This window comes from Hanstruepera neustonica (assembly GCF_002895005.1).
Taxonomy (GTDB): Bacteria; Bacteroidota; Bacteroidia; order Flavobacteriales; family Flavobacteriaceae; genus Hanstruepera; species Hanstruepera neustonica.
Genome location: NZ_POWF01000007.1, coordinates 196370 through 216220, shown reverse-complemented (window position 1 = coordinate 216220; position 19851 = coordinate 196370). Strand labels below are relative to the sequence as shown.

The 19851-nt window shown below is 34.9% G+C and carries 21 protein-coding genes; 9 read left to right on the top strand and 12 right to left on the bottom strand.

Annotation, left to right across the window (positions count from 1 at the left end; all coding sequences use genetic code 11):
• Window positions 1–106: 106 nt before the first annotated feature.
• The 4 genes from C1T31_RS11265 to C1T31_RS11250 all read right to left on the bottom strand — a co-directional run bounded on the left by C1T31_RS11265 (window position 107) and on the right by C1T31_RS11250 (window position 4504).
• Window positions 107–850, bottom strand: a complete 744-nt coding sequence (locus C1T31_RS11265) for an LVIVD repeat-containing protein (protein ID WP_123912669.1) — start codon at window positions 848–850, stop codon at window positions 107–109.
• Window positions 851–860: 10 nt separating this feature from the next.
• On the bottom strand, window positions 861–1391 hold the full coding sequence (locus tag C1T31_RS11260) for a hypothetical protein (RefSeq protein WP_103052590.1): 531 nt from the start codon (window positions 1389–1391) through the stop codon (window positions 861–863).
• 109 nt (window positions 1392–1500) lie between these two features.
• On the bottom strand, window positions 1501–2949 hold the full coding sequence (locus C1T31_RS11255; protein ID WP_103052589.1) for a glyceraldehyde-3-phosphate dehydrogenase: 1449 nt from the start codon (window positions 2947–2949) through the stop codon (window positions 1501–1503).
• Between the two features lie 142 nt (window positions 2950–3091).
• Entirely contained in the window at window positions 3092–4504 is a 1413-nt protein-coding gene (locus C1T31_RS11250) for a trypsin-like peptidase domain-containing protein (RefSeq protein WP_103052588.1), read from the bottom strand.
• 148 nt (window positions 4505–4652) lie between these two features.
• Here C1T31_RS11250 and dapF point away from each other — a divergent pair, with 148 nt between their 5' ends.
• From dapF to C1T31_RS11225, 5 genes are all read left to right on the top strand, one after another.
• Window positions 4653–5432, top strand: a complete 780-nt coding sequence (gene dapF / locus C1T31_RS11245) for a diaminopimelate epimerase (RefSeq protein WP_103052587.1) — start codon at window positions 4653–4655, stop codon at window positions 5430–5432.
• A complete protein-coding gene (locus tag C1T31_RS11240; protein ID WP_103052586.1) occupies window positions 5426–5950 on the top strand; it encodes a GNAT family N-acetyltransferase in 525 nt (174 codons plus the stop codon). Before dapF ends, C1T31_RS11240 begins: the two co-directional genes overlap by 7 nt.
• Window positions 5951–6994, top strand: coding sequence for an endolytic transglycosylase MltG (mltG, locus tag C1T31_RS11235; protein WP_103052585.1), 1044 nt, complete (start codon window positions 5951–5953; stop codon window positions 6992–6994).
• Between the two features lie 5 nt (window positions 6995–6999).
• Entirely contained in the window at window positions 7000–7908 is a 909-nt protein-coding gene (locus C1T31_RS11230; protein WP_103052584.1) for a DUF2279 domain-containing protein, read from the top strand.
• 108 nt (window positions 7909–8016) lie between these two features.
• Window positions 8017–8682: a peptidoglycan-binding protein LysM gene (locus tag C1T31_RS11225; RefSeq protein WP_103052583.1), complete on the top strand. Its 666-nt coding sequence runs from the start codon at window positions 8017–8019 to the stop codon at window positions 8680–8682.
• A gap of 6 nt (window positions 8683–8688) precedes the next feature.
• Here C1T31_RS11225 and C1T31_RS11220 read toward each other — a convergent pair whose 3' ends face one another.
• Genes C1T31_RS11220 through dnaA form a run of 4 tightly spaced genes read right to left on the bottom strand, consistent with a single transcriptional unit; the run spans window position 8689 to window position 12777 of the window.
• Window positions 8689–9405 (bottom strand): SAM-dependent methyltransferase, encoded by a 717-nt coding sequence (locus C1T31_RS11220; protein WP_103052582.1) that lies wholly within the window; start codon window positions 9403–9405, stop codon window positions 8689–8691.
• Window positions 9405–10817 carry a PQQ-dependent sugar dehydrogenase gene (locus C1T31_RS11215; RefSeq protein WP_103052581.1) on the bottom strand — a complete coding sequence of 471 codons (1413 nt, stop codon included), beginning with the start codon at window positions 10815–10817 and terminating at the stop codon, window positions 9405–9407. Before C1T31_RS11215 ends, C1T31_RS11220 begins: the two co-directional genes overlap by 1 nt.
• Window positions 10818–10870: 53 nt before the next feature.
• Window positions 10871–11338: a low molecular weight protein-tyrosine-phosphatase gene (locus C1T31_RS11210; RefSeq protein WP_243398940.1), complete on the bottom strand. Its 468-nt coding sequence runs from the start codon at window positions 11336–11338 to the stop codon at window positions 10871–10873.
• 11 nt (window positions 11339–11349) lie between these two features.
• Window positions 11350–12777, bottom strand: a complete 1428-nt coding sequence (gene dnaA, locus C1T31_RS11205) for a chromosomal replication initiator protein DnaA (RefSeq protein WP_103052580.1) — start codon at window positions 12775–12777, stop codon at window positions 11350–11352.
• Between the two features lie 183 nt (window positions 12778–12960).
• Between dnaA and C1T31_RS11200 the strand changes: the two genes are divergently transcribed.
• The gene (locus C1T31_RS11200) at window positions 12961–13359 is read left to right on the top strand and encodes an acyl-CoA thioesterase (RefSeq protein WP_103052579.1); all 399 of its coding nucleotides are present in this window, start codon (window positions 12961–12963) and stop codon (window positions 13357–13359) included.
• Here the strand turns inward: C1T31_RS11200 and C1T31_RS11195 are convergent.
• From C1T31_RS11195 to ribD, 4 genes are read right to left on the bottom strand one after another with little or no spacing between them, the layout of a single operon-like run.
• Window positions 13348–13968: an IMPACT family protein gene (locus C1T31_RS11195; protein ID WP_103052578.1), complete on the bottom strand. Its 621-nt coding sequence runs from the start codon at window positions 13966–13968 to the stop codon at window positions 13348–13350. The two genes, C1T31_RS11200 and C1T31_RS11195, sit on opposite strands and share 12 nt — an antisense overlap.
• A 1-nt stretch (window position 13969) precedes the next feature.
• A complete protein-coding gene (locus C1T31_RS11190) occupies window positions 13970–14836 on the bottom strand; it encodes a DMT family transporter (RefSeq protein WP_103052577.1) in 867 nt (288 codons plus the stop codon).
• The gene (locus tag C1T31_RS11185) at window positions 14833–15444 is read right to left on the bottom strand and encodes an HAD-IA family hydrolase (protein WP_103052576.1); all 612 of its coding nucleotides are present in this window, start codon (window positions 15442–15444) and stop codon (window positions 14833–14835) included. Before C1T31_RS11185 ends, C1T31_RS11190 begins: the two co-directional genes overlap by 4 nt.
• Window positions 15437–16441: a bifunctional diaminohydroxyphosphoribosylaminopyrimidine deaminase/5-amino-6-(5-phosphoribosylamino)uracil reductase RibD gene (gene ribD, locus C1T31_RS11180; RefSeq protein WP_103052575.1), complete on the bottom strand. Its 1005-nt coding sequence runs from the start codon at window positions 16439–16441 to the stop codon at window positions 15437–15439. Before ribD ends, C1T31_RS11185 begins: the two co-directional genes overlap by 8 nt.
• Before the next feature lie 23 nt (window positions 16442–16464).
• Between ribD and C1T31_RS11175 the strand changes: the two genes are divergently transcribed.
• From C1T31_RS11175 to ligA, 3 genes are read left to right on the top strand one after another with little or no spacing between them, the layout of a single operon-like run.
• The gene (locus C1T31_RS11175) at window positions 16465–16956 is read left to right on the top strand and encodes a GNAT family N-acetyltransferase (RefSeq protein WP_103052574.1); all 492 of its coding nucleotides are present in this window, start codon (window positions 16465–16467) and stop codon (window positions 16954–16956) included.
• Between the two features lie 11 nt (window positions 16957–16967).
• Window positions 16968–17831, top strand: coding sequence for a peptide chain release factor N(5)-glutamine methyltransferase (gene prmC / locus C1T31_RS11170; RefSeq protein ID WP_103052573.1), 864 nt, complete (start codon window positions 16968–16970; stop codon window positions 17829–17831).
• 4 nt (window positions 17832–17835) lie between these two features.
• Complete coding sequence (ligA, locus tag C1T31_RS11165) at window positions 17836–19830, top strand: NAD-dependent DNA ligase LigA (protein WP_103052572.1); 1995 nt, start codon at window positions 17836–17838, stop codon at window positions 19828–19830.
• Window positions 19831–19851: the final 21 nt, after the last annotated feature.

The following is a 19851-nucleotide window of genomic DNA, read 5'->3' as shown; positions in this document are numbered from 1 at the left end:
AAGTTTTGTTGTGTTACGAAAATAAGAAATTATGTTTAGTTAAAAACAGATATATTAAAAAGCCTCACTGGGTGAGGCTTTTTTTATATACGGACAATATGCGTATTTAGATGTTAAGTGCGCTTAATTCCTGAATGTTTTCAATATTGTTTTCATCTAAACGATACTGATACAAGCCATTAGCGCCAATTAAAATGAGTAAATCATCTTGAATAATTACATCAAAAGCCTGTCGGTTAATGGCAGTGATTAAAACAGAATTTTCAGGGTAAGACACATCAAAAATTTTAACTTCATCATCGCATACAAACAAATAATTGTTGAATAGTCCCAATCCTATGGGACCTGTTAGGTTTCTTTCGGAAACCAATACCGGATTTACAATATCGGTAACATTATAAATTTCCAATTTGTTCAGGTTTGTCCCACATTGATTGCCGCCTTTTAATGTCACAAAAGCAAATTGATCGTTAGCAATTACAGGGTCACAAGCTGTAAAGTGTTGTACATCGGAAAGATATTCGGGCATTTCAGGATTTTGTATTCCGTAAATATACATGCCGTTTCTAGATCCCATATAGAGGTATTGTTTATAATTAAAAAGGGTTTCGATATTAAAACCAATTTCTACGGTATTCACTTGTACGGGTTGCTCCGGATTTGAAATATTAAAGACATTCAAATACCGATTGTCCACTGTGTACAAATAATCGTTAAGAATTGTGAATCGAGCCAATGATCCACCTTGCCCAGTTTCAGAACTGGATGCAAAACCATTGTCGATACTATTGGAATCTGAATCACATCCTATAAATAATAGCGATATGATAATAAATATATATTTTTTCATGTTAGCTGTCTTATTCATTTAACTCCCAATCTACTACAATAAGTCCTTCGGAATAAGCTGCCTGATGCCCATCAGGTGAAATAGCCAAAGGATTTGGGAAAATATCGGTTATACGTTTGGTTATTTCAACACTATCATAGGTGTCATTGATGCGTAATGCAATTAAATCTACCGCATTGTCTACGTAAAGGCTATTGTTTTTGATACTGATATCTGAAGAGCCGATTACTTTAAGAAAAGCAATGTTCTGTGGATTTTCAGGGTTGGCATTATTGATAATGTGAAAACCTTCATGTACTTCATTGATAAATAACAGTGCATCTTTAACGTAGATTTTACCAGAATTTACAATGGTTTGTGGAGGTAAAAGTTCGGTTGTAGTTTCAAATTCTTCCCTGTCCATGAAGACTGGACTATAGGCAGATTGTGGCCAATCAATAGTGTTTGGGCCATCGTCGTCATCGTTTCCATTATAACCAAAGCAGCCCATGAGGATTAAGGAAATGGAAAAAGTAAATAGTTTGAAGAGTTTTTGTTTCATAGTTGGTCATTTTATTAGTAGATGCAAAAAGTAGGAAAAGGTTGCGTGAAAAATAAAAAAAATCTTGCTTAATTTTAAGCAAGATTTTTTTAATGGTTTTTTGTGACTACTAATAATATGTATAGCGTCTTACTTTGGCAATATATTTAGCCAATCTAATGACCTGATGGCTATAGCCATACTCATTATCATACCAAATATATAAAATAGCATTTTTTCCATCTTCACGAACAATGGTTGCTTTACTATCATAAATAGCAGGAGCCGAGCTACCAACAATATCGCTGGATACTAACTCATCACTCAATTCGTATTTTATTTGCTCAACCAAATCACCTTCCAGTGCATATTTTTTAAGGATGGTATTGATGCCATCCAATGAGGTTTCCTTTTCCAATTCCAAATTCAAAATAGCCAAAGAACCATTTGGAACAGGCACACGAATGGCATTAGAGGTTAACTTACCTTCTAATTCAGGTAAAGCCTTGGCAACAGCACTACCAGCACCTGTTTCGGTTATAACCATGTTTAGTGCCGCAGCACGACCACGACGGTATTTTTTATGGAAATTATCTACTAAATTTTGATCGTTGGTATATGCGTGAATGGTTTCTAAATGACCACTTTTTACACCAAATGAATCTTCAATGGCTTTAAGAACTGGAGTAATAGCATTAGTTGTACAAGATGCTGCCGAGAAAATATCAACAGAGTCTGGATTGTGATCTTTTTGATTGACACCATGCACAATATTCGGAACGCCTTTTCCAGGAGCAGTCAATAAAACCTTGTCAGCACCTTTGGATGTTAAATGTCTTGATAAAGCTTCTTTATCTCTGAAGGCACCAGTATTATCGATTACCAAAGCATTGTTGATACCATAGGCTGTATAATCGATTTCTTCTGGAGCATTGGCAGAAATAATGTTTACCGTTGTACCATTGATGATTAATGCCTCATTTTTAATATCCGCTACTACAGTCCCAGAAAAATCTCCATGAACAGAATCATTACGTAATAACGATGCACGTTTTTCCAAAACCGTTTCATTGATGTCACCTCTGGTTACAATAGCGCGTAAACGCAATTGGCTTCCTTTACCAGTTTTGGTCATAAGTTCTCTTGCTACCAAACGACCAATTCTACCAAATCCATACAACACCACATCTTTTGGCTGAATAGCTTTTTCTGTTTTGGCACCATTGAGTTTATCGGCTACAAATGCTAACGCGTTGCTGAATTTTTTTTCCTCTAAATGATACTCATACGTTAATTTACCAATGTCTAATTTAGCAGGTGGTAAATCCAATGTTTTGATGGCTTGCGCAATTTCTACAGAATCGAAGATAGAAATCGGTTTTTGAACAAACTCACAGGCATACTCGTGTAAGTTTAATATTTCGCTGACATTTCTATCAATTAACTGATTTCTAAAAAGTACCAATTCAATGGACTTGTCGTACCATAAATCGCTTACAATTTTGATAAATTCAACAGTTGCACGTCTACGGTCTGCTTGAAATGCTAATTCGCTTTCATAAGTTTCGTTAAAACTCATTGTTTAAAATTTTAGTGTGTTGTTTTAAATTTTTTGCAAAAGTAACACATTTCAAACGTTTTCGTTTACAATTTTTTAAAATAAAAAATCCCTTTAACGTTAAAAGTTGTTAAAGGGATTTTGATATTTCTGTACCTACTTCCTACCTGAAAATAAAACTCTGTTTTTGACCACGTCTGTTAATGATGCCTAACTTTTCAATGTTATCACTAAAGTTGGAACCGTACTTACTTTTTAGTTTTGAAATGTCTTCGACACTGTTAATAGTTACATCATTGATGTCTGTAATAATATAGCCTCTGTTCAAGCCAATTTTTTGGTACAACCAGTAGTTGTCGTTCTTGGTTACCATGACTCCATGGTCAATATTGTATTCATCCTTAATATCCTGCGACATGTTTTTAACCTGAATATCCATAAATTCCAAGGTCATAATTTCACTATTGGAAAGTTCAACAGGCACTATTTGAGTATTGCTATTTCTAATGAAGGACACCTGAACTATATCACCAGGTCTTTTGGTATTGAGATATCCTGTTAAATCTGCAAACTTGGAAATCTTGACATTATCTATTTGCGTAATGATATCGCCTTTTTCAATACCTGCTTTTTTAGCACCAGATTTTTCATCTACAGAGCCAACGTAAAATCCTTCAGTTTGGTTAACTTCTAATTTTTCCGAAGTGACTCCGTTTAAGCTCCAACCGTTAACACCTAATATGCCGTTTTGCACATCACCAAATTCCATAATATCCTCTACGACTTTTCTGGCAATATTACTAGGAACAGCGAAAGAGTATCCTATATAGGAACCTGTTTGCGATGAAATTGCTGTGTTAATACCAACCAATTCACCATTTTCATTTACCAAAGCACCACCAGAGTTACCAGGGTTTACAGCAGCATCGGTTTGGATAAATGACTGATAGTTTTGACCTGAAAGATCACGGGATTTTGCACTAATGATTCCCGCGGTTACGGTTGAGGTCAGATTAAAGGGGTTTCCAACAGCTAGTACCCATTCACCAATTTTTGCTTGGTCTGAATCACCAAATACAATGTATGGCAAATCCTCATCTGCTTCAATCTTTAAAAGGGCAATATCGGTTTTAGGATCTGTACCAATAAGTTTGGCATCATAAATTTTATTGTCATTTGTGGTAATTGATATTTCTCTGGCACCATCAATTACATGGTTATTAGTAATAATGTAACCGTTTTTATCAATAATGACACCGCTTCCAGTACCTATTTGAGGACGCTGTGAACGTCTGCCGTAGAAGAAATCTTCCAAAGTAGTTGGGCTGGATACAATAGCTGTGTTTTTAACATGGACTACAGCGTGGATAGACTTGTCAGCTGCATCAACAAAACCAGGAAGGGTATTTCCATTGTTTAAGTTCGTATGCGTATAACTGGTTGGTATGAAATTAGGTTGTTCCTCACTGTGAGTAATCGTGTTTTCAGTGTTGTTTTCAACAAATAATTTGTAGGCTGATAAACTAATAAATCCACCTAATACCGAAACAAATACTAAAGTTGCAATCTTTTTCATGTTCTAAATTGTTTTAATTAAATGAATAACGATTAAAATTAATTTTTTATTGAAACATAATTTGATATTTAACTTTTTTTAACGTCAGAATTAACGCCTATTTAACAAGGTTTAATACGTGATAATATTCATATATTTGCCTTGCATTATGACACTGACATTTTATAAATATCAAGGCACCGGAAATGACTTTGTAATCATTGACAATCGGCAATTGATTTTCGACAAAAATGATACCAAACGGATTAAGCATTTATGTGACAGACGTTTTGGCATTGGAGCCGATGGTCTTATTTTGCTTGAAAATCATGATACTTTGGATTTTAAGATGGTGTACTTTAACGCTGATGGTAATGAAAGCTCTATGTGTGGAAATGGTGGACGTTGTATTGTAGCCTTTGCTAATTTTTTAGGTTTGATTGATAAACAGACATCTTTTATGGCTATTGATGGAGAGCATCAGGCGGTTATTGAAAATGGTATCGTTCGTTTGCATATGCAGGATGTTAATAATATTGAAAAACATGAAAATCATGTCTTTTTGAATACAGGTTCGCCACATCATGTGGAACTAAATAATAATCTTCAAGAATTAAATATTAAGTCATTGGGTTCAAAAATTAGATATGGTTCGCCATATTTTGAAGCTGGTAGTAATGTGAATTTTGTGAGTAAGCTGTCGAATGACAATTTTTCAGTCAGAACCTATGAGCGTGGTGTCGAAGACGAAACATTATCCTGCGGAACTGGTGTTACAGCTGTGGCTTTGGCTATGCATACTATAGGTGAAACAACCACTAATGATATTACGCTGCAAACTCCTGGTGGAGAGTTGAAGGTGTCTTTTAAGCAAAGTGGTAAAGGTTATACCGATATTTGGTTACAAGGACCAGCTATCCAAGTTTTTAAAGGTGAGATTTCATGGTAACGCTTAAAGGGGAACATATTTTTTTAAGGGCATTGGAGCCCGAAGACTTGGAGTTTATCTTTGAAATAGAGAATGATGAGAATCTATGGGAATTAAGCAACACACAAACACCTTACTCCAGATATCTAATAAAACAATATCTCGAAAATGCCCACAAAGATATTTATGAGGTGAAGCAGTTGCGATTGGTTATTTCAGATTATAATAATCAAACTTTGGGACTCATTGATTTATTCAATTTTGACTTTAAAAACAAACGTGCTGGTTTGGGAATTTTAATAAAATCAGAACACGATCGTTATCAGGGATATGGCAAAGAAGCGCTTAAGTTATTGATTAATTATAGCTTTGGCCAATTGCACTTACATCAGCTCTTTTGTAACATTTCAGAAGAAAACCATACCAGTCTTCAATTATTCAAGGGACAAGGATTTGTTGAAATTGGATTGAAGCAAGATTGGAATTTTGATGGTGCCAGTTTTAAGAATGAATATTTATTACAATTAATTAATAAGTAAATGTATATCAAAAAAATACTTTGGGCTATAGCATTGATTGGGTTGGCAGTAGCGGCCTATTTTGCCTACTACGTGTATAGTGCAATGTTTGAGCCCAATACAGCTTTCAATAATGAAGAAGCCTATATTTATATTCCTACTAACGCCAATTATGATGAGGTTCGCGAGCAACTTATACCATTACTAAAAGATATTAATGGATTTGATGCTCTAGCTGAACGTAAGCAATACACGACAAACGTAAAAGCAGGTCGTTATGCTATAAAAAAGAATATGAATAATAATGATATTATTAATTCCATTAGGATAAATAACCTGCCAATAACCGTAACCTTTAATAATCAGGAATCGTTGGAGAATTTGGCGGGTCGAATTGGTTCACAAATAGAAGCTGATAGTCTGTCTTTAATTCAAGCCATGAAAGATGAGGCTTTTTTGACTGAAAATGGCTTTTCCAATCTAACGGCTTTGGGAATGTACTTACCGAACAGTTATGAATTTAAATGGAATACATCTGCCAATCAGTTTCGGGAGCGCATGCTAACTGAATACAATAGATTTTGGTCAGAAGACAAAAAATCCAAAGCCGAATCTTTAAACATGACTCAAAATGACGTTATGACTTTGGCTTCAATTGTTTATGAGGAATCCAAAAAGAAAGAAGAACAACCGCGCGTGGCTGGCGTATATATAAACAGATTACGAGCGGGTATTCCATTACAGGCAGACCCTACACTGAAGTTTGCTGCGTATCAATTACCAGAATATCAAAACATAGTTATTAAAAGAGTCCTTAACAAGCATAAGGAAATAGAATCACCGTATAACACCTATAAATATGCGGGATTGCCACCAGGATTAATCACAATGCCTGATATTTCTGCCATTAATGCGGTTTTAAACTATGAAAAACACAGTTACCTGTATTTTGCTGCTGATGCACAACGTATCGGCTATCATAAGTTTGCTAAAACATTAAGTCAGCATAATGCCAATGCACGCGAATATCAACGGTATTTATCGTCACAAGGGATTTATAATTAATATTATTGAGACAGCTTTGGATAAATAGTGTTGCTTGCTTTTTTGTGTTTTTCTCATATTCACAATCTCAAATAAACTTATTTCTTAAACCCAGTGATTCTCTAAACAAACCTAGAAGGAATGCTGTGGTTATTTCTGAGGCAAGTTTGGGTGCTATATCATTACTGGCTTTAGACCAATTATGGTATCAAGATTATCCGCGATCCAAATTTCATACCCTCAATGATAATGGTGAATGGTTACAAATGGATAAGCTGGGCCATGTGTATTCTGCCTATCAAATTGGTCGGCTGGGAGCAAGTGTGCTGAATTGGAGTGGTGTTAGTAGAAGAGATCAATTGATTTACGGAGGCACTTTGGGATTTACTTTTTTAACGGCTGTTGAGATCTTTGACGGTTTTTCAGAAGAATGGGGATTTTCTTGGGGAGATATGGCTGCTAATGCCGTAGGCACAGGCTTGTTTGTTGGTCAAGAGTTGTTGTGGAAAGAACAGCGTATTACAATGAAGTATTCATTTCATCAAACCCAGTATGCTTCGCAAAGACCAGATAAATTGGGAGATGGGCTTTCAGAAGAGTTTCTAAAGGATTATAATGGGCAAACTTACTGGTTGAGTTTTAATGTGCATTCTTTCATAAAGAATGATAAAATTCCCAAATGGCTAAATGTTGCTTTTGGTTATGGGGCAGATGGTATGTTGACTGGTGAGAATGAAACATTAAATGGTGCTTTTGTGAACCAAAATAGAGTCCGACAATATTACTTGAGTTTGGATATTGATTTGACCCGAATTAAAACAAATTCTCATGTTTTGCGATCGATATTCTGCATTTTTAATACGATAAAAGTACCATTCCCGGCTTTGGAGTTCAACGAAGAAAATGGCATTTTACTACACGGAATCTACTTTTAAGGTACTTAATCGATTAATTTTCAATATTTAAAAAAACATCATACCTTTGCACGCTGAAAATTTCAAAACATTTTTCCCTCAAGAAATGTGTTGAAGAAATTTAAAATTATGAGAAAAAATATTGGAAGTCTAATAGCCCTATCGCTTACAATATGTGTCTTATTATTCAGTTCGTTTAAAACGAATAAAGCGATTACATCTAATGATTATTCTGCTAATGACTTGTCATACACAAATGACAACGAATTAGATCCTTCAGAATCGACCATGTTACCACTTGAAAAAACGTATAAACCATTTTCGCCTACATTAGGAAAATCGTTTGTAGGTTTTAAAGAAGCTCTAGGTTTTAAAGAGTCAGGTGGAGATTATTTTACAGTAAACACCTTTGGATATTTAGGAAAGTACCAATTTGGTAAAGAAACCCTTAAAATGATTGGTGTTTATAATCTAACACATTTTTTAAACAATCCAGAAATCCAAGAAAAGGCATTTTTAGCAAATGCGGAACGTAACAAATGGATTCTAAGAAAGGACATTGACAAATTTGTTGGCAAAACCATAAATGGTATTCACATTACAGAGTCTGGTATTTTAGCTGCTGCCCATTTAGCAGGTCCAGGAAATGTCAAAAAATACCTGAGAAGTTATGGTTCTGATGTGTTTGCAGATGCTTTTGGGACTACCATCCAACATTACATCAAAAAGTTTTCTGGTTATGATACATCAATGGTTAAGCCTAATAGAAAAGCAAAAGTGAAATTAAAAGCTTAATTTCAATTAGTTTTTATGAATAATAAACAGTGCTGGTCTTTTATGAAGGTCAGCACTATTTTTTTTCCAATTTCTTACTGTTTTCGTTTTTATATATTCTGTTGGTAATGTAATATCGCAAGCAACGCATACTAATGTATTATCATTTAGGGTTTTGCATATATCCTCCAACATGGCATTATTTCTATAAGGAGTCTCGATAAATAATTGGGATTGATTTTGTTGTTGGGATAATTTTTCCAATCGCAGTAGTTCTGATTTTCGGGCATTCTTATCTATGGGCAAATAGCCATTAAAAGCAAAACTCTGGCCATTCATGCCAGATGCCATTAATGCCATAATAATAGAAGACGGACCTACTAGAGGAATAACTTGAATATTTTCTTTGTGGGCCAAACCAACAATGTCGGCTCCAGGGTCAGCAATAGCTGGACAGCCTGCTTCAGATAGCAATCCTATGTCAAGACCTTTAAGACAGCTTTCAATAAAAGTAGGTAGTTCTGATGGATCAGTATGTTTATTAAGTACATATAGTTTGAGTTCGGACTGTTTCTTTGAAGGGGTTATTTTTTTGATGAATCGTCTGGCCGATTTTTCATTTTCAACAATAAAAGTATCTAATTTTTCAATTGTATTTTTGACAGTAATCGGTAATACTTCCAATGGATAGTTGTCACCTAATGTTGTAGGGATTAAATACAGTTTCCCAAGTTTGTTTGTCATTAATTGATAACTAATTTTTTAATTTCTTTCGATGATTTGTCCGAGATTATTTCTGTAAGATACACGCCTTTAGCTAGATCTGTTGTATTGATTTCTGCTTGATTTAGACCATTAAAATTAATGGATTTGACTATTTTACCATGCAGTGAGTATATATTAACAGTATTGATGGCTTTATTATCATTAGACTCAATAGTGATAAATCCTTTAGCTGGATTAGGATATAAACTAAACTCGGATTTTGAATATTCATCAATACTTAAGCTGTTATCGACAATATGGTATACATTTCCTGAATTTCTACCGGCAATATATAATTCGCCATCAATGGCCTCTCCAAAAGTTGTCCATCCATTTCCTGTAAATTGATTAGAAAATGCCATGTCCCATCCACTTCCATTAGGAGTCAATGTGCCTATTTCGTTACTACAATAATCGGCAAAAAAGTAAAGTCCAGAAAAATTTGGATAAAGTGTGCCTCTGTATCGGTAACCACCGGTAATGGAGCATTTAAATGGACCACTTCCAGAATGCGTATATTGAGCCACAGGGAAAGTTAAGGTGTTTGCATCAGGGCATCCAGAAGTATTGTAAGTAGCATTTCCTTCATAACAACGCCAACCAAAATTTTCACCTCCAGTAGAGGTGGATTCTACAAAATCAATTTCTTCAATGTTTCCTTGACCCACATCGCCAATCCACATGTCATTTGTTTGACTATCGAATGAGAATCGCCAAGGATTTCTTAAACCATAAAACCAAATTTCATCAAGCGCAGCCCCATTGCCAACAAATGGATTGTCCGCAGGAATAGCATAGTTATTTCCGCCTTCAGCACTATTTATGTTAATGCGAAGCATTTTTCCCAACATAGAATTTAAATTTTGTGCATTGTTGTTGGGGTCACCACCCGATCCACCATCACCAGTGGCAATATATAAGTAGCCATCGCTTCCAAATGCTATGTCGCCACCATTATGATTGGAAAAGGGTTGGGTAATGGTCAATATAATATCTTCGGTATTGGGGTCGGCTATATTGCCATCAGGAGGATTAGCAATAAACCGTGACACAACCGTATTACCGCTATTGTTTATATAGTTTACAAAGAAAAAGCCATTGGACATATATTGTGGATGGAAAGCTAAACCTAAAAGGCCGCGTTCATTTCCAGTGTCAATCACTCTAGAATCGATATCCAGAAACGGTGTAGCATTAACAGATCCATCAGAATTGACTATTTTAATAACGCCACCTTGCTCGACAACAAATAATCTACTGTCACCAGCATGTTTTATACTCACAGGGCTATTGAAGCCAGATGCAAATAAATCAATATCAATCTCTTGAGAAAAAACAGCGAAACTTAATAAAGTTGCTATAAAAAGTAGGGTAGTGTTTCTTGTTTTCATGTTTTTTGGCGTTTTGCTACCAAATTACAAAAAAAGAAACGAATTAGTAATAATTAATTTTGTTGCTGCTTGATAAGTTTGGCTGCAATTTCCTCACAGGCCTCATCCAACATTTTAAATGTAGCTTCAAAACCTTGAGGACCTCCTGTATAAGGGTCTGGAACGCTATGGTTTTGATTTGGATAAATTTCATTTAAAATGTAATTTACTTTTGAAATATCTTGTGCATTTCGAGCTAGTTTTATCACATTTTCGAAATTTGAATTATCCATGACATAAATCATATCGAATTCGTCAAAATCTCTGACGCTAAATTGTCTGCCTCGTTGGTTGGTAATATCAAGACCATATTTTTTGGCCACATCAATAGACCGTTGGTCTGGTAAATCGCCAATATGGTAATTACCTGTACCTGCTGAATCTACTAGGTAGCCTGAATCTGGGAGTTTAGACTTTAGGATGCCTTCAGCCAATGGTGAGCGGCAAATATTGCCCAAGCAAACCATGAGTACTTTTGTCATAATGGAGTAATTTATACCGACAGTTTTTTAGTTAAATCTTCAACGTATTTTCTAAATTGCTTATCAGTAGATGATAAATTGTCAACTGTTTTGCAAGCATGTAAAACAGTAGCATGATCACGTTTTCCAATTTGTGAACCAATACTGGCAAGGGATGCTTTGGTAAACTTTTTAGCAAAGAACATGGCTAATTGTCTAGCTTGCACAATATGGCGTTTTCTGGTTTTAGATTGCAAAGTGTCAATATCCATTTGGAAATAATCAGAAACAATTTTCTGAATGTAGTCAATAGAAACTTCACGTTTGGTATTCTTTACAAACTTTTCAACAACTTGTTTCGCTAATTCAGTCGTGATTTCCTTTTTATTAAATGATGACTGTGCAATTAAAGATATGATAGCGCCTTCCAATTCTCTGATGTTGGATTTTATGTGTTTGGCAACATATTCAATAATTTCTTCTGGCATTTCCACACCATCACGATACAGTTTATTCTTTAAAATGGAAACACGGGTTTCAAAATCTGGGCTTTGCAATTCGGCAGAAAGACCCCATTTGAATCTGGATAATAATCGTTGTTCAATATCCTGCATATCAACAGGAGCTTTATCACTAGTTAAAATAACTTGCTTACCATTTTGATGTAAGTGATTGAATATATGGAAGAAAACATCTTGTGTTCCAGATTTTCCCGACAAAAATTGGACGTCATCAATAATTAAGATGTCAATGATTTGGTAAAAATGAATAAAGTCATTTCTATTATTCTTTTTTACTGAATCTATATATTGTTGGGTAAACTTTTCAGCTGAAATGTATAATACCGTCTTTTCCGGATATTTATCTTTAATATCAACACCAATAGCATGCGCTAAATGTGTCTTTCCTAAACCAACACCACCAAATATCAATAACGGATTAAAAGAAGTTCCTCCGGGTTTTGCAGCAACGGCTAAACCAGCACTTCTTGCCAATCGGTTGGAGTCACCTTCTAAAAAATTCTCGAAATTATAATTAGGATTGAGTTGAGATTCTATTTTAACATTACGGATTCCAGGAATGATAAACGGATTTCGTAATTCTGGACTTTTATTATTTAAAGGAATATCAACATCTTGTGCTTTAACAGCTGTTCGATTAGAACTTGGAATTTTTTCAGTGAATGGTTGTTTGTTGCCATAGGTGTTTTCCATTTTGATAATATATACCAGTTTGGCATTTTCACCTAATTGCTTGGTTAGGGCAACTTTTAATATTTTAACGTAATGTTCCTCAAGCCATTCGTAAAAAAACTTACTGGGCACTTGGATACTTAAGGCATTATCGGCAAACTTAACTGCTACTATAGGTTCAAACCATGTTTTGTATGCTTGCGGTTGAATATTATCCTTTATGAATTCAAGACAATTTTCCCATACCGATTGCGCAGTTTTACTCATTCTTCAAGTTGAAATTTACTAGTTAGTTAGTTTAAGAGAAGCGGATTTCCCTCGTTGATTTTTAGCACGACAAATATGTGAACAAAATTCTAAAAAAAAAAATGATAGGCTATTGAATTTTTAGAATTTTTTTCTCATGTTTGAAGCCATGCCTAAACTACAAAAAAATATTTAAAAAGACAGATGTTTTTCGATGAAATCCCAATAAGAGTGAGATATGGTGAAACGGATCAGATGGGAGTCGTACATCATGGAAATTATGCCTTGTATCTTGAAATGGGTCGAACAGAGTGGCTCCGAAAAAAAGGAATTTCGTATAAAGAAATGGAAGATGATGGAGTCATGTTACCAGTAATTTCCATGAATTTAAAATTCAAAAAGTCAGCCCTTTATGATGAGGTAATTAAAGTAAAAACGACACTGCCAAAATTACCTTCTGTTAAGATAGAATTTGATTATGAAATTTATAATGAAAATGGCGATTTGTTAGTTTCTGCTAATACGGTTTTGGCTTTTATTGACATGAAAACGAAACGACCCATCAAATGCCCTGATTATATTTTAGAAAAATTACAGAGTTAACTCTCGAATTTCGACACCATATATGCTGTTAAAGGAATTGTATGTCTTTTCAGCTTGTTTAAGTCTTACTGAAATGGTTATCTCGCAAGTCAGTTCCAGTTTTTGATCTACAATCTTGAGATTTTTCTCTTTAATCAATCGCATGACCTTATTCATGTCCTTATATTCAAAAGTGATGAGATATGGAACATTGATGGTCTTTGTAATGATTTCTGAATTTTCCAAAGCTAATTGCGCAGCAGATTTATAAGCATTTATTAGGCCACTGACACCCAATTTAACACCGCCAAAATAACGTACTACAACAATTAAAATATCGGTTACATCAAATGATTGTATTTGCCCATAAATGGGCATGCCAGCACTGTTGTTTGGTTCGCCATCATCATTAGCTCTGAATTGAATGGATTTCTCTATTTTTCCTAACTGATAGGCATAGCACCAATGTCTTGCAGAATGATGCTGTGCTTTTAATGTTTCCAAATGTTGCTTGATGGCTGCTTCAGACGTAACAGGAAATGCATATCCGAAAAATTTACTGTTTTTGTCTTTGAATAATACCTCTTCTGAAGGCGATTTAATGGTTTTGTATGTGTCTTTAACTTTCAAATTACGCTAATGTAACCAATAGAATTGAAAGTATGGCCATACCAATTCCTAACCAGTTTTTCAAGGATAATCTTTCTTTGAATAATAATAGACCAACAATCCCTGAAAGCATGACGATGGCTACGTTATTTACAGTAAAAATTGTTGAACTCTCTAGTGATTCATGGTCCAAAGCTTTTAGTAAATAATAAATGGACGCATAGTTCACAACACCTAAAATGGAGCCACTTAAAAGGCTTAATTTGTTCAATTTAAAAGAGCCATTAAGTTTTTTAAATAATAATAATAAGGAAACACCAATAATAGCTGCACAACCAAAAATTGTGGCTGAAAAAAGTGGTATGCCATTATCTTCAACATAAAAAGTTTCTAAATATTTAATCGATGTATCTATGATTCCAGAACCCAAAAACACTAAAAATGGAAATAATAGATTGTTTTTGATTCGAATGTGGGATTTTGGTTTAAGCGAGACCAGAACTACGGCAACTAAAGCTAAAACGATACCTAAAAGTTTTTGAAGTCCAGTGCTTTCTCCATAAAGATAAATTCCAAAAATGACTGGTATAACAACGCTCATTTTTGTGGCAACCGAGGCCACTGATACACCGTTTCGTTGCGAAACAATGGCCATAATGTTGAATATGCTTATAAATAAGAATCCCAAAAGAATGGCACCCAAAAACCATTTCGCATTCCAAATTTCAGAAAGATTAAACTTCTTGGTGCTTAAACTCAAACCGAGAATGAAGGCCGTTATATAATTTGTGACAATAGCCTGAAGCGTATTTATTCGATAACGATCAAACAATTTAAACAACACGAAAATGGCTGTTGAGGATAAGATGCTAAATAACAGATAAATCAAAACAACTCCTGTTTTATGGAAAATAAATCCGTGATATCTTGAGAGGTTTCATCAATGTTCCAAACGTGAAAACCCATATTTTCAGCTGTTATAGTATTTTCAGTAGTGTCATCAATAAAAAGGCATTCTTTTGGATTAAGATTATTTTTGTCCAACACGAATTGAAAAATATCCTCGTTAGGTTTTCTTAATCCAATTTCATGAGACAAATAAAATTGGTGGAAGCTGTTCTTAAAAGTACCATAGAATGGAACATTTTCTTTGATCCAATTAATATGTAATTCATTGGTGTTACTCAACAAAATGAGTTCATAATCTTGTTTTTTGGCTAAATCGTCAATAAAGTGCAATCGGTGCCTTGGAAAATCCTTCAATATATAATTCCAAGCATCTAAAATCTGTTCTCTTGTCAAGTAAGGAAAGGATTTTAAGTAAAATAACATAAAATCTTCTGAAGTTATTTTGCCTTGCTCATACAATTCATTGGTATGAATCATTGGTGGCGTAAATTGATTAAGCTTAAAGAGATTTAAGGCATTGTCCATAGCGCCTTTTTTATCCAGGTTTATAAAAACGTCCCCAAAATCAAAAATCAAGGCTTTAACCATTAATATAAATTTTTAAAGTATCATTTAGTAAAGTACTGGATGTAGTAGGTTTGTAATCGAAATGTGGTGATGGAGTACCAGCTTTCAATAATTTGGGTCCTGTAAAAATACGCGCTTCATCCCAAAGGTTCGCATCAATAAAGGATTGCAGTGTTTTAGAGCCTCCTTCAATGATGACCGATTGAATGTTTTGTTTATACAAATAAGAGCAGATGTTTGCGGGAACATTGTTCTTAAAATCGATTTCTTGATCTGAAATAATAATGGTGGTTGCTTCTTTATTAAAAACGTTCAAATCTGAAGGTAATTTTCGGGTTCGGTCCAAAACGATTCGAATCGGGTTTCGTCCTTGCCATTTTCTGGCCGTTAAACTAGGGTTATCATCAATAGCTGTTTTGGTGCCAATCAAAATAGCTTGCTCTTCTGTACGCCACTTATGCACTAATTGTTGAGAAGCGCTATTGGATATCCAAACAGGCTTGTTTTGGGGTTTGCTCTTTGGAGAAATAAATCCATCGGCACTTTGAGCCCATTTCAGAATAATATACGGTCTTTTTTTATTGTGAAACGTAAAAAAACGCTTGTGATGTTCTTTACATACATCTTCCAATACCCCAACAATTACTTCACATCCCGCATTTTTAAGTCTTTCAATGCCCTTGCCAGCAACTTTGCTATGAATATCAATAGTTCCAATGACAACTTTGGGGATTTTATATTCCACTATTAAATCGGCACAAGGCGGTGTTTTTCCAAAATGGCTACAAGGCTCCAAAGTGACATAAAGTGTCGCTAGTTTGAGGAGCTCTTTATTGGTGACTGATTCAATAGCCTTGACTTCGGCATGAGGACCACCATATTGACTGGTGAAGCCTTCACCAATAATCGTTTTCTCGTGTACAATCACACAACCTACCATGGGGTTTGGAGCCGTTGTTCCCAAACCGTTTTTGGCAATTTCAATACAACGATTTATGTATTTTTCATGTATCTTCACAGGCGTAAAAATAACACAATATAGTGAGCAATAATAATATTGTTATACGGGAAATAACCAAACGAGATGATGAGCAAGTAGCTCAAGTCATTCGAAATGTTTTGATTGAATTTGGAGTTCCAAAAGTCGGTACTGCTTACGCAGACAAATCATTGGATACCATGACCGAAACCTATAGTGGAAGTAAATCCACCTATTATGTCATTGATTATGAAGGTCGCATTATTGGCGGTGCAGGAATTGCACCCTTGGATAACTTTGATGGCAATGTTTGTGAGCTTCAAAAAATGTATTTCTTACCTGAAGCCAGAGGGAGAGGTCTTGGTTCTTTAATGATGGACGCATGTTTAAAAAAAGCTAAAGAGTTTGGTTTTGAAAAATGTTACTTGGAGACCATGCCTTATATGGATGACGCCAGAAAATTATATAGTAAGTCTGGATTTGAAAATTTAGAGCAGCCATTAGGAGACACGGGTCATTACTCATGCAATGTATGGATGATCAAGAATTTGTAATAATCTGAAATATGTTGCTGAAAGACATTCAAACAATTTTTCATAAAGAATTAGATGCCGAATATGGTAATCATGAAGTCGCTAATTTTTTTAACATCCTTATTAAGCATTTTTTAGATTTAGATCGAATTTCATTAGTGCTTGAACCACAATTAACCATCTTAAAAAAAGAAGAGGAGCCGTTATTTGATGCGTTGTCCAGGTTGAAGAATCATGAGCCCATTCAGTATATTATTGGTGAAACAGAATTTTTTGGACTGAATTTTAAAGTCAATCAGCATACCTTAATTCCAAGACCAGAAACCGAAGAATTGGTTGAATGGATTATTGATAATGTGACTTCGAGCCTAGTTGAGAATTCTCTTGATATTTTGGATATTGGAACAGGAACAGGGTGTATTGCTATTACATTAGCTAAAAAACTTCCAAATGCCCAAGTTACAGCCATTGATATTTCTGAAGGCGCTTTGCAGATTGCCAAACAAAATGCTTTAGATAATAAGGTTGAGATAACATTTATTAAAGCAGATATTCTAAAGAAGGATGACATCGATTCTAAAAACCGAAAATTTGATATAATTGTTTCCAATCCACCTTATGTGCGATATTTGGAAAAAGTCGAAATGAAACCCAATGTCTTGGATTATGAACCAAGCCAAGCATTATTTGTAGCCGATGATAATCCATTACAATTTTATAAGGCCATTACCGAGTTTGCTGTTGATAATTTAAAAGAAAATGGGCTACTATTTTTTGAAATTAATCAATATCTTGGTCAGGAAACCAAACAGTTACTAGCTGATTATGGTTTTAAAAATTGCCAACTCAAGCAAGATATTTTTGGAAATGATAGAATGTTAATAGCCTCGAAATAGAACTATGCCAGTAAAAGAACAGATAGATACGTTACGTCAAGAACTTCGTCAACACAATTACAATTATTATGTGTTGGATAGCCCTACAATTAGTGATTTTGAGTTTGATATGAAGCTCAAGGAACTTCAAGAGCTTGAAGCTAAACACCCTGAATTTTTTGATGCCACATCACCAACGCAACGAGTAGGTGGTGCCATAACCAAAAATTTTCAAACAGTAGTTCATGAGCATCGCATGTATTCTTTGGATAATTCGTATTCCAAAGAGGATTTATTAGATTGGGAAACACGTATAAAAAAAATGGTTGATGGTCCCATACAATATACCTGCGAACTAAAATATGATGGTGCATCCATTAGTTTGACCTATGAAAATGGGAAGTTTATTAAAGCTGTGACAAGAGGTGATGGTGTTCAAGGCGATGATGTAACGGCAAATGTTAAAACCATAAAATCGGTTCCATTGCAATTGAAAGGCGATTATCCGCCAAAATTTGATATTCGTGGTGAAATTGTTCTGCCTTTTGAAGGCTTTAATCAAATGAATGAAGCACGAATTGAAATAGGCGAGGAGCCTTATCGAAACCCACGAAACACGGCATCAGGAAGTTTGAAGCTGCAAGATAGTTCAGAAGTGGCCAAACGTCCTCTAGAATGTTTACTCTATAATATCACGGGAACAAACTTAAATATTTCTTCACAATTTGAAAGCTTGGAAGAAGCTAGAAGCTGGGGTTTTAAGGTGCCTGATGCGGCAAAATTGGTGAATTCAATCGATGAGGTTTTGGAATTTATTTCATATTGGGATGTCAACAGACATGATTTACCTTATGAGACTGATGGTGTTGTAATAAAAGTCAATAGCTTGCAGCAGCAGGAAGAGCTGGGTTATACAGCTAAAGCACCAAGATGGGCTATCGCTTATAAGTTTAAGGCGGAGCAGGTTTCGACAAAATTATTGGAAATCACTTATCAAGTTGGGCGAACAGGCGCTATTACGCCAGTGGCCAATTTAGAACCGGTTGAATTGGCAGGCACAACTGTTAAAAGAGCATCATTACACAATGCAGACCAAATAGCCAAATTGGATATAAGGGAAGGTGATACTGTTTTTGTTGAAAAAGGAGGAGAAATTATTCCAAAGATAATTGCTGTTGATTTTACCAAAAGATCAATTAATTCAGAGCCCACGCAATATATAACCCAATGCCCAGAATGCCATACAGAATTAGTAAGGCAAGAAGGTGAGGCACAGCATTATTGTCCTAATTATAATGGATGCAAGCCTCAAATTATTGGTAGAATTCAGCATTTTATTAGTCGTAAGGCTATGGATATTGATGGTTTAGGGGGTGAAACAGTGGCTTTGCTTGTTAATGCTGGGCTGATTATCAATTATGCTGATTTGTATCAATTAACAAAAGAGGATGTGCTTCCATTAGAGCGAATCGCTGATAAAAGCGCTGAAAATCTGATAACAGGAATTGAGCAATCAAAAAATATTCCTTTTGAGCGTGTGCTTTATGCATTGGGAATAAGATATGTTGGAGAAACAGTGGCTAAAAAATTAGCCAAGTATTATAAATCTATTAACACTCTTATAAATGCCAGTATAGAAGAAATGGTAAACGTTGATGAAATTGGTATTAAGATAGCCGAAAGCGTTGTACAATTTTTTAAAGACGAAGAAAATCTCTCCATAATTAATAAGCTGAAGTCAGTTGGTATTCAATTTGAACTTTCCCAAGAACAATTGGCTAATCAAACAGATAAATTATCAGGTCAAACATTTGTTGTTTCAGGAGTTTTTCAATCAGTCTCTCGTGATGAACTTAAAAAATTAATTGAAGACAATGGCGGAAAGGTCTCATCTTCAATATCTTCAAAAACAAACTATGTTGTAGCAGGTGATAACATGGGACCCAGTAAGAAAGATAAGGCGGAAAAGCTACAGGTTTCCATTATTTCGGAACAAGACTTCTTGAATATGATTATTTAGAATAAATATAAATAGTTACTT

Excerpts from the sequence above, each read along its gene's own strand:
- C1T31_RS11265 (WP_123912669.1), bottom strand. The coding sequence starts at position 850 with ATGAAAAAATATATATTTATTATCATATCGCTATTATTTATAGGATGT.
- C1T31_RS11260 (WP_103052590.1), bottom strand. The coding sequence starts at position 1,391 with ATGAAACAAAAACTCTTCAAACTATTTACTTTTTCCATTTCCTTAATC.
- C1T31_RS11255 (WP_103052589.1), bottom strand. The coding sequence starts at position 2,949 with ATGAGTTTTAACGAAACTTATGAAAGCGAATTAGCATTTCAAGCAGAC.
- C1T31_RS11250 (WP_103052588.1), bottom strand. The coding sequence starts at position 4,504 with ATGAAAAAGATTGCAACTTTAGTATTTGTTTCGGTATTAGGTGGATTT.
- dapF (WP_103052587.1), top strand. The coding sequence starts at position 4,653 with ATGACACTGACATTTTATAAATATCAAGGCACCGGAAATGACTTTGTA.
- C1T31_RS11240 (WP_103052586.1), top strand. The coding sequence starts at position 5,426 with ATGGTAACGCTTAAAGGGGAACATATTTTTTTAAGGGCATTGGAGCCC.
- mltG (WP_103052585.1), top strand. The coding sequence starts at position 5,951 with ATGTATATCAAAAAAATACTTTGGGCTATAGCATTGATTGGGTTGGCA.
- C1T31_RS11225 (WP_103052583.1), top strand. The coding sequence starts at position 8,017 with ATGAGAAAAAATATTGGAAGTCTAATAGCCCTATCGCTTACAATATGT.
- C1T31_RS11220 (WP_103052582.1), bottom strand. The coding sequence starts at position 9,405 with ATGACAAACAAACTTGGGAAACTGTATTTAATCCCTACAACATTAGGT.
- C1T31_RS11215 (WP_103052581.1), bottom strand. The coding sequence starts at position 10,817 with ATGAAAACAAGAAACACTACCCTACTTTTTATAGCAACTTTATTAAGT.
- C1T31_RS11210 (WP_243398940.1), bottom strand. The coding sequence starts at position 11,338 with ATGACAAAAGTACTCATGGTTTGCTTGGGCAATATTTGCCGCTCACCA.
- dnaA (WP_103052580.1), bottom strand. The coding sequence starts at position 12,777 with ATGAGTAAAACTGCGCAATCGGTATGGGAAAATTGTCTTGAATTCATA.
- C1T31_RS11200 (WP_103052579.1), top strand. The coding sequence starts at position 12,961 with ATGTTTTTCGATGAAATCCCAATAAGAGTGAGATATGGTGAAACGGAT.
- C1T31_RS11185 (WP_103052576.1), bottom strand. The coding sequence starts at position 15,444 with ATGGTTAAAGCCTTGATTTTTGATTTTGGGGACGTTTTTATAAACCTG.
- prmC (WP_103052573.1), top strand. The coding sequence starts at position 16,968 with ATGTTGCTGAAAGACATTCAAACAATTTTTCATAAAGAATTAGATGCC.
- ligA (WP_103052572.1), top strand. The coding sequence starts at position 17,836 with ATGCCAGTAAAAGAACAGATAGATACGTTACGTCAAGAACTTCGTCAA.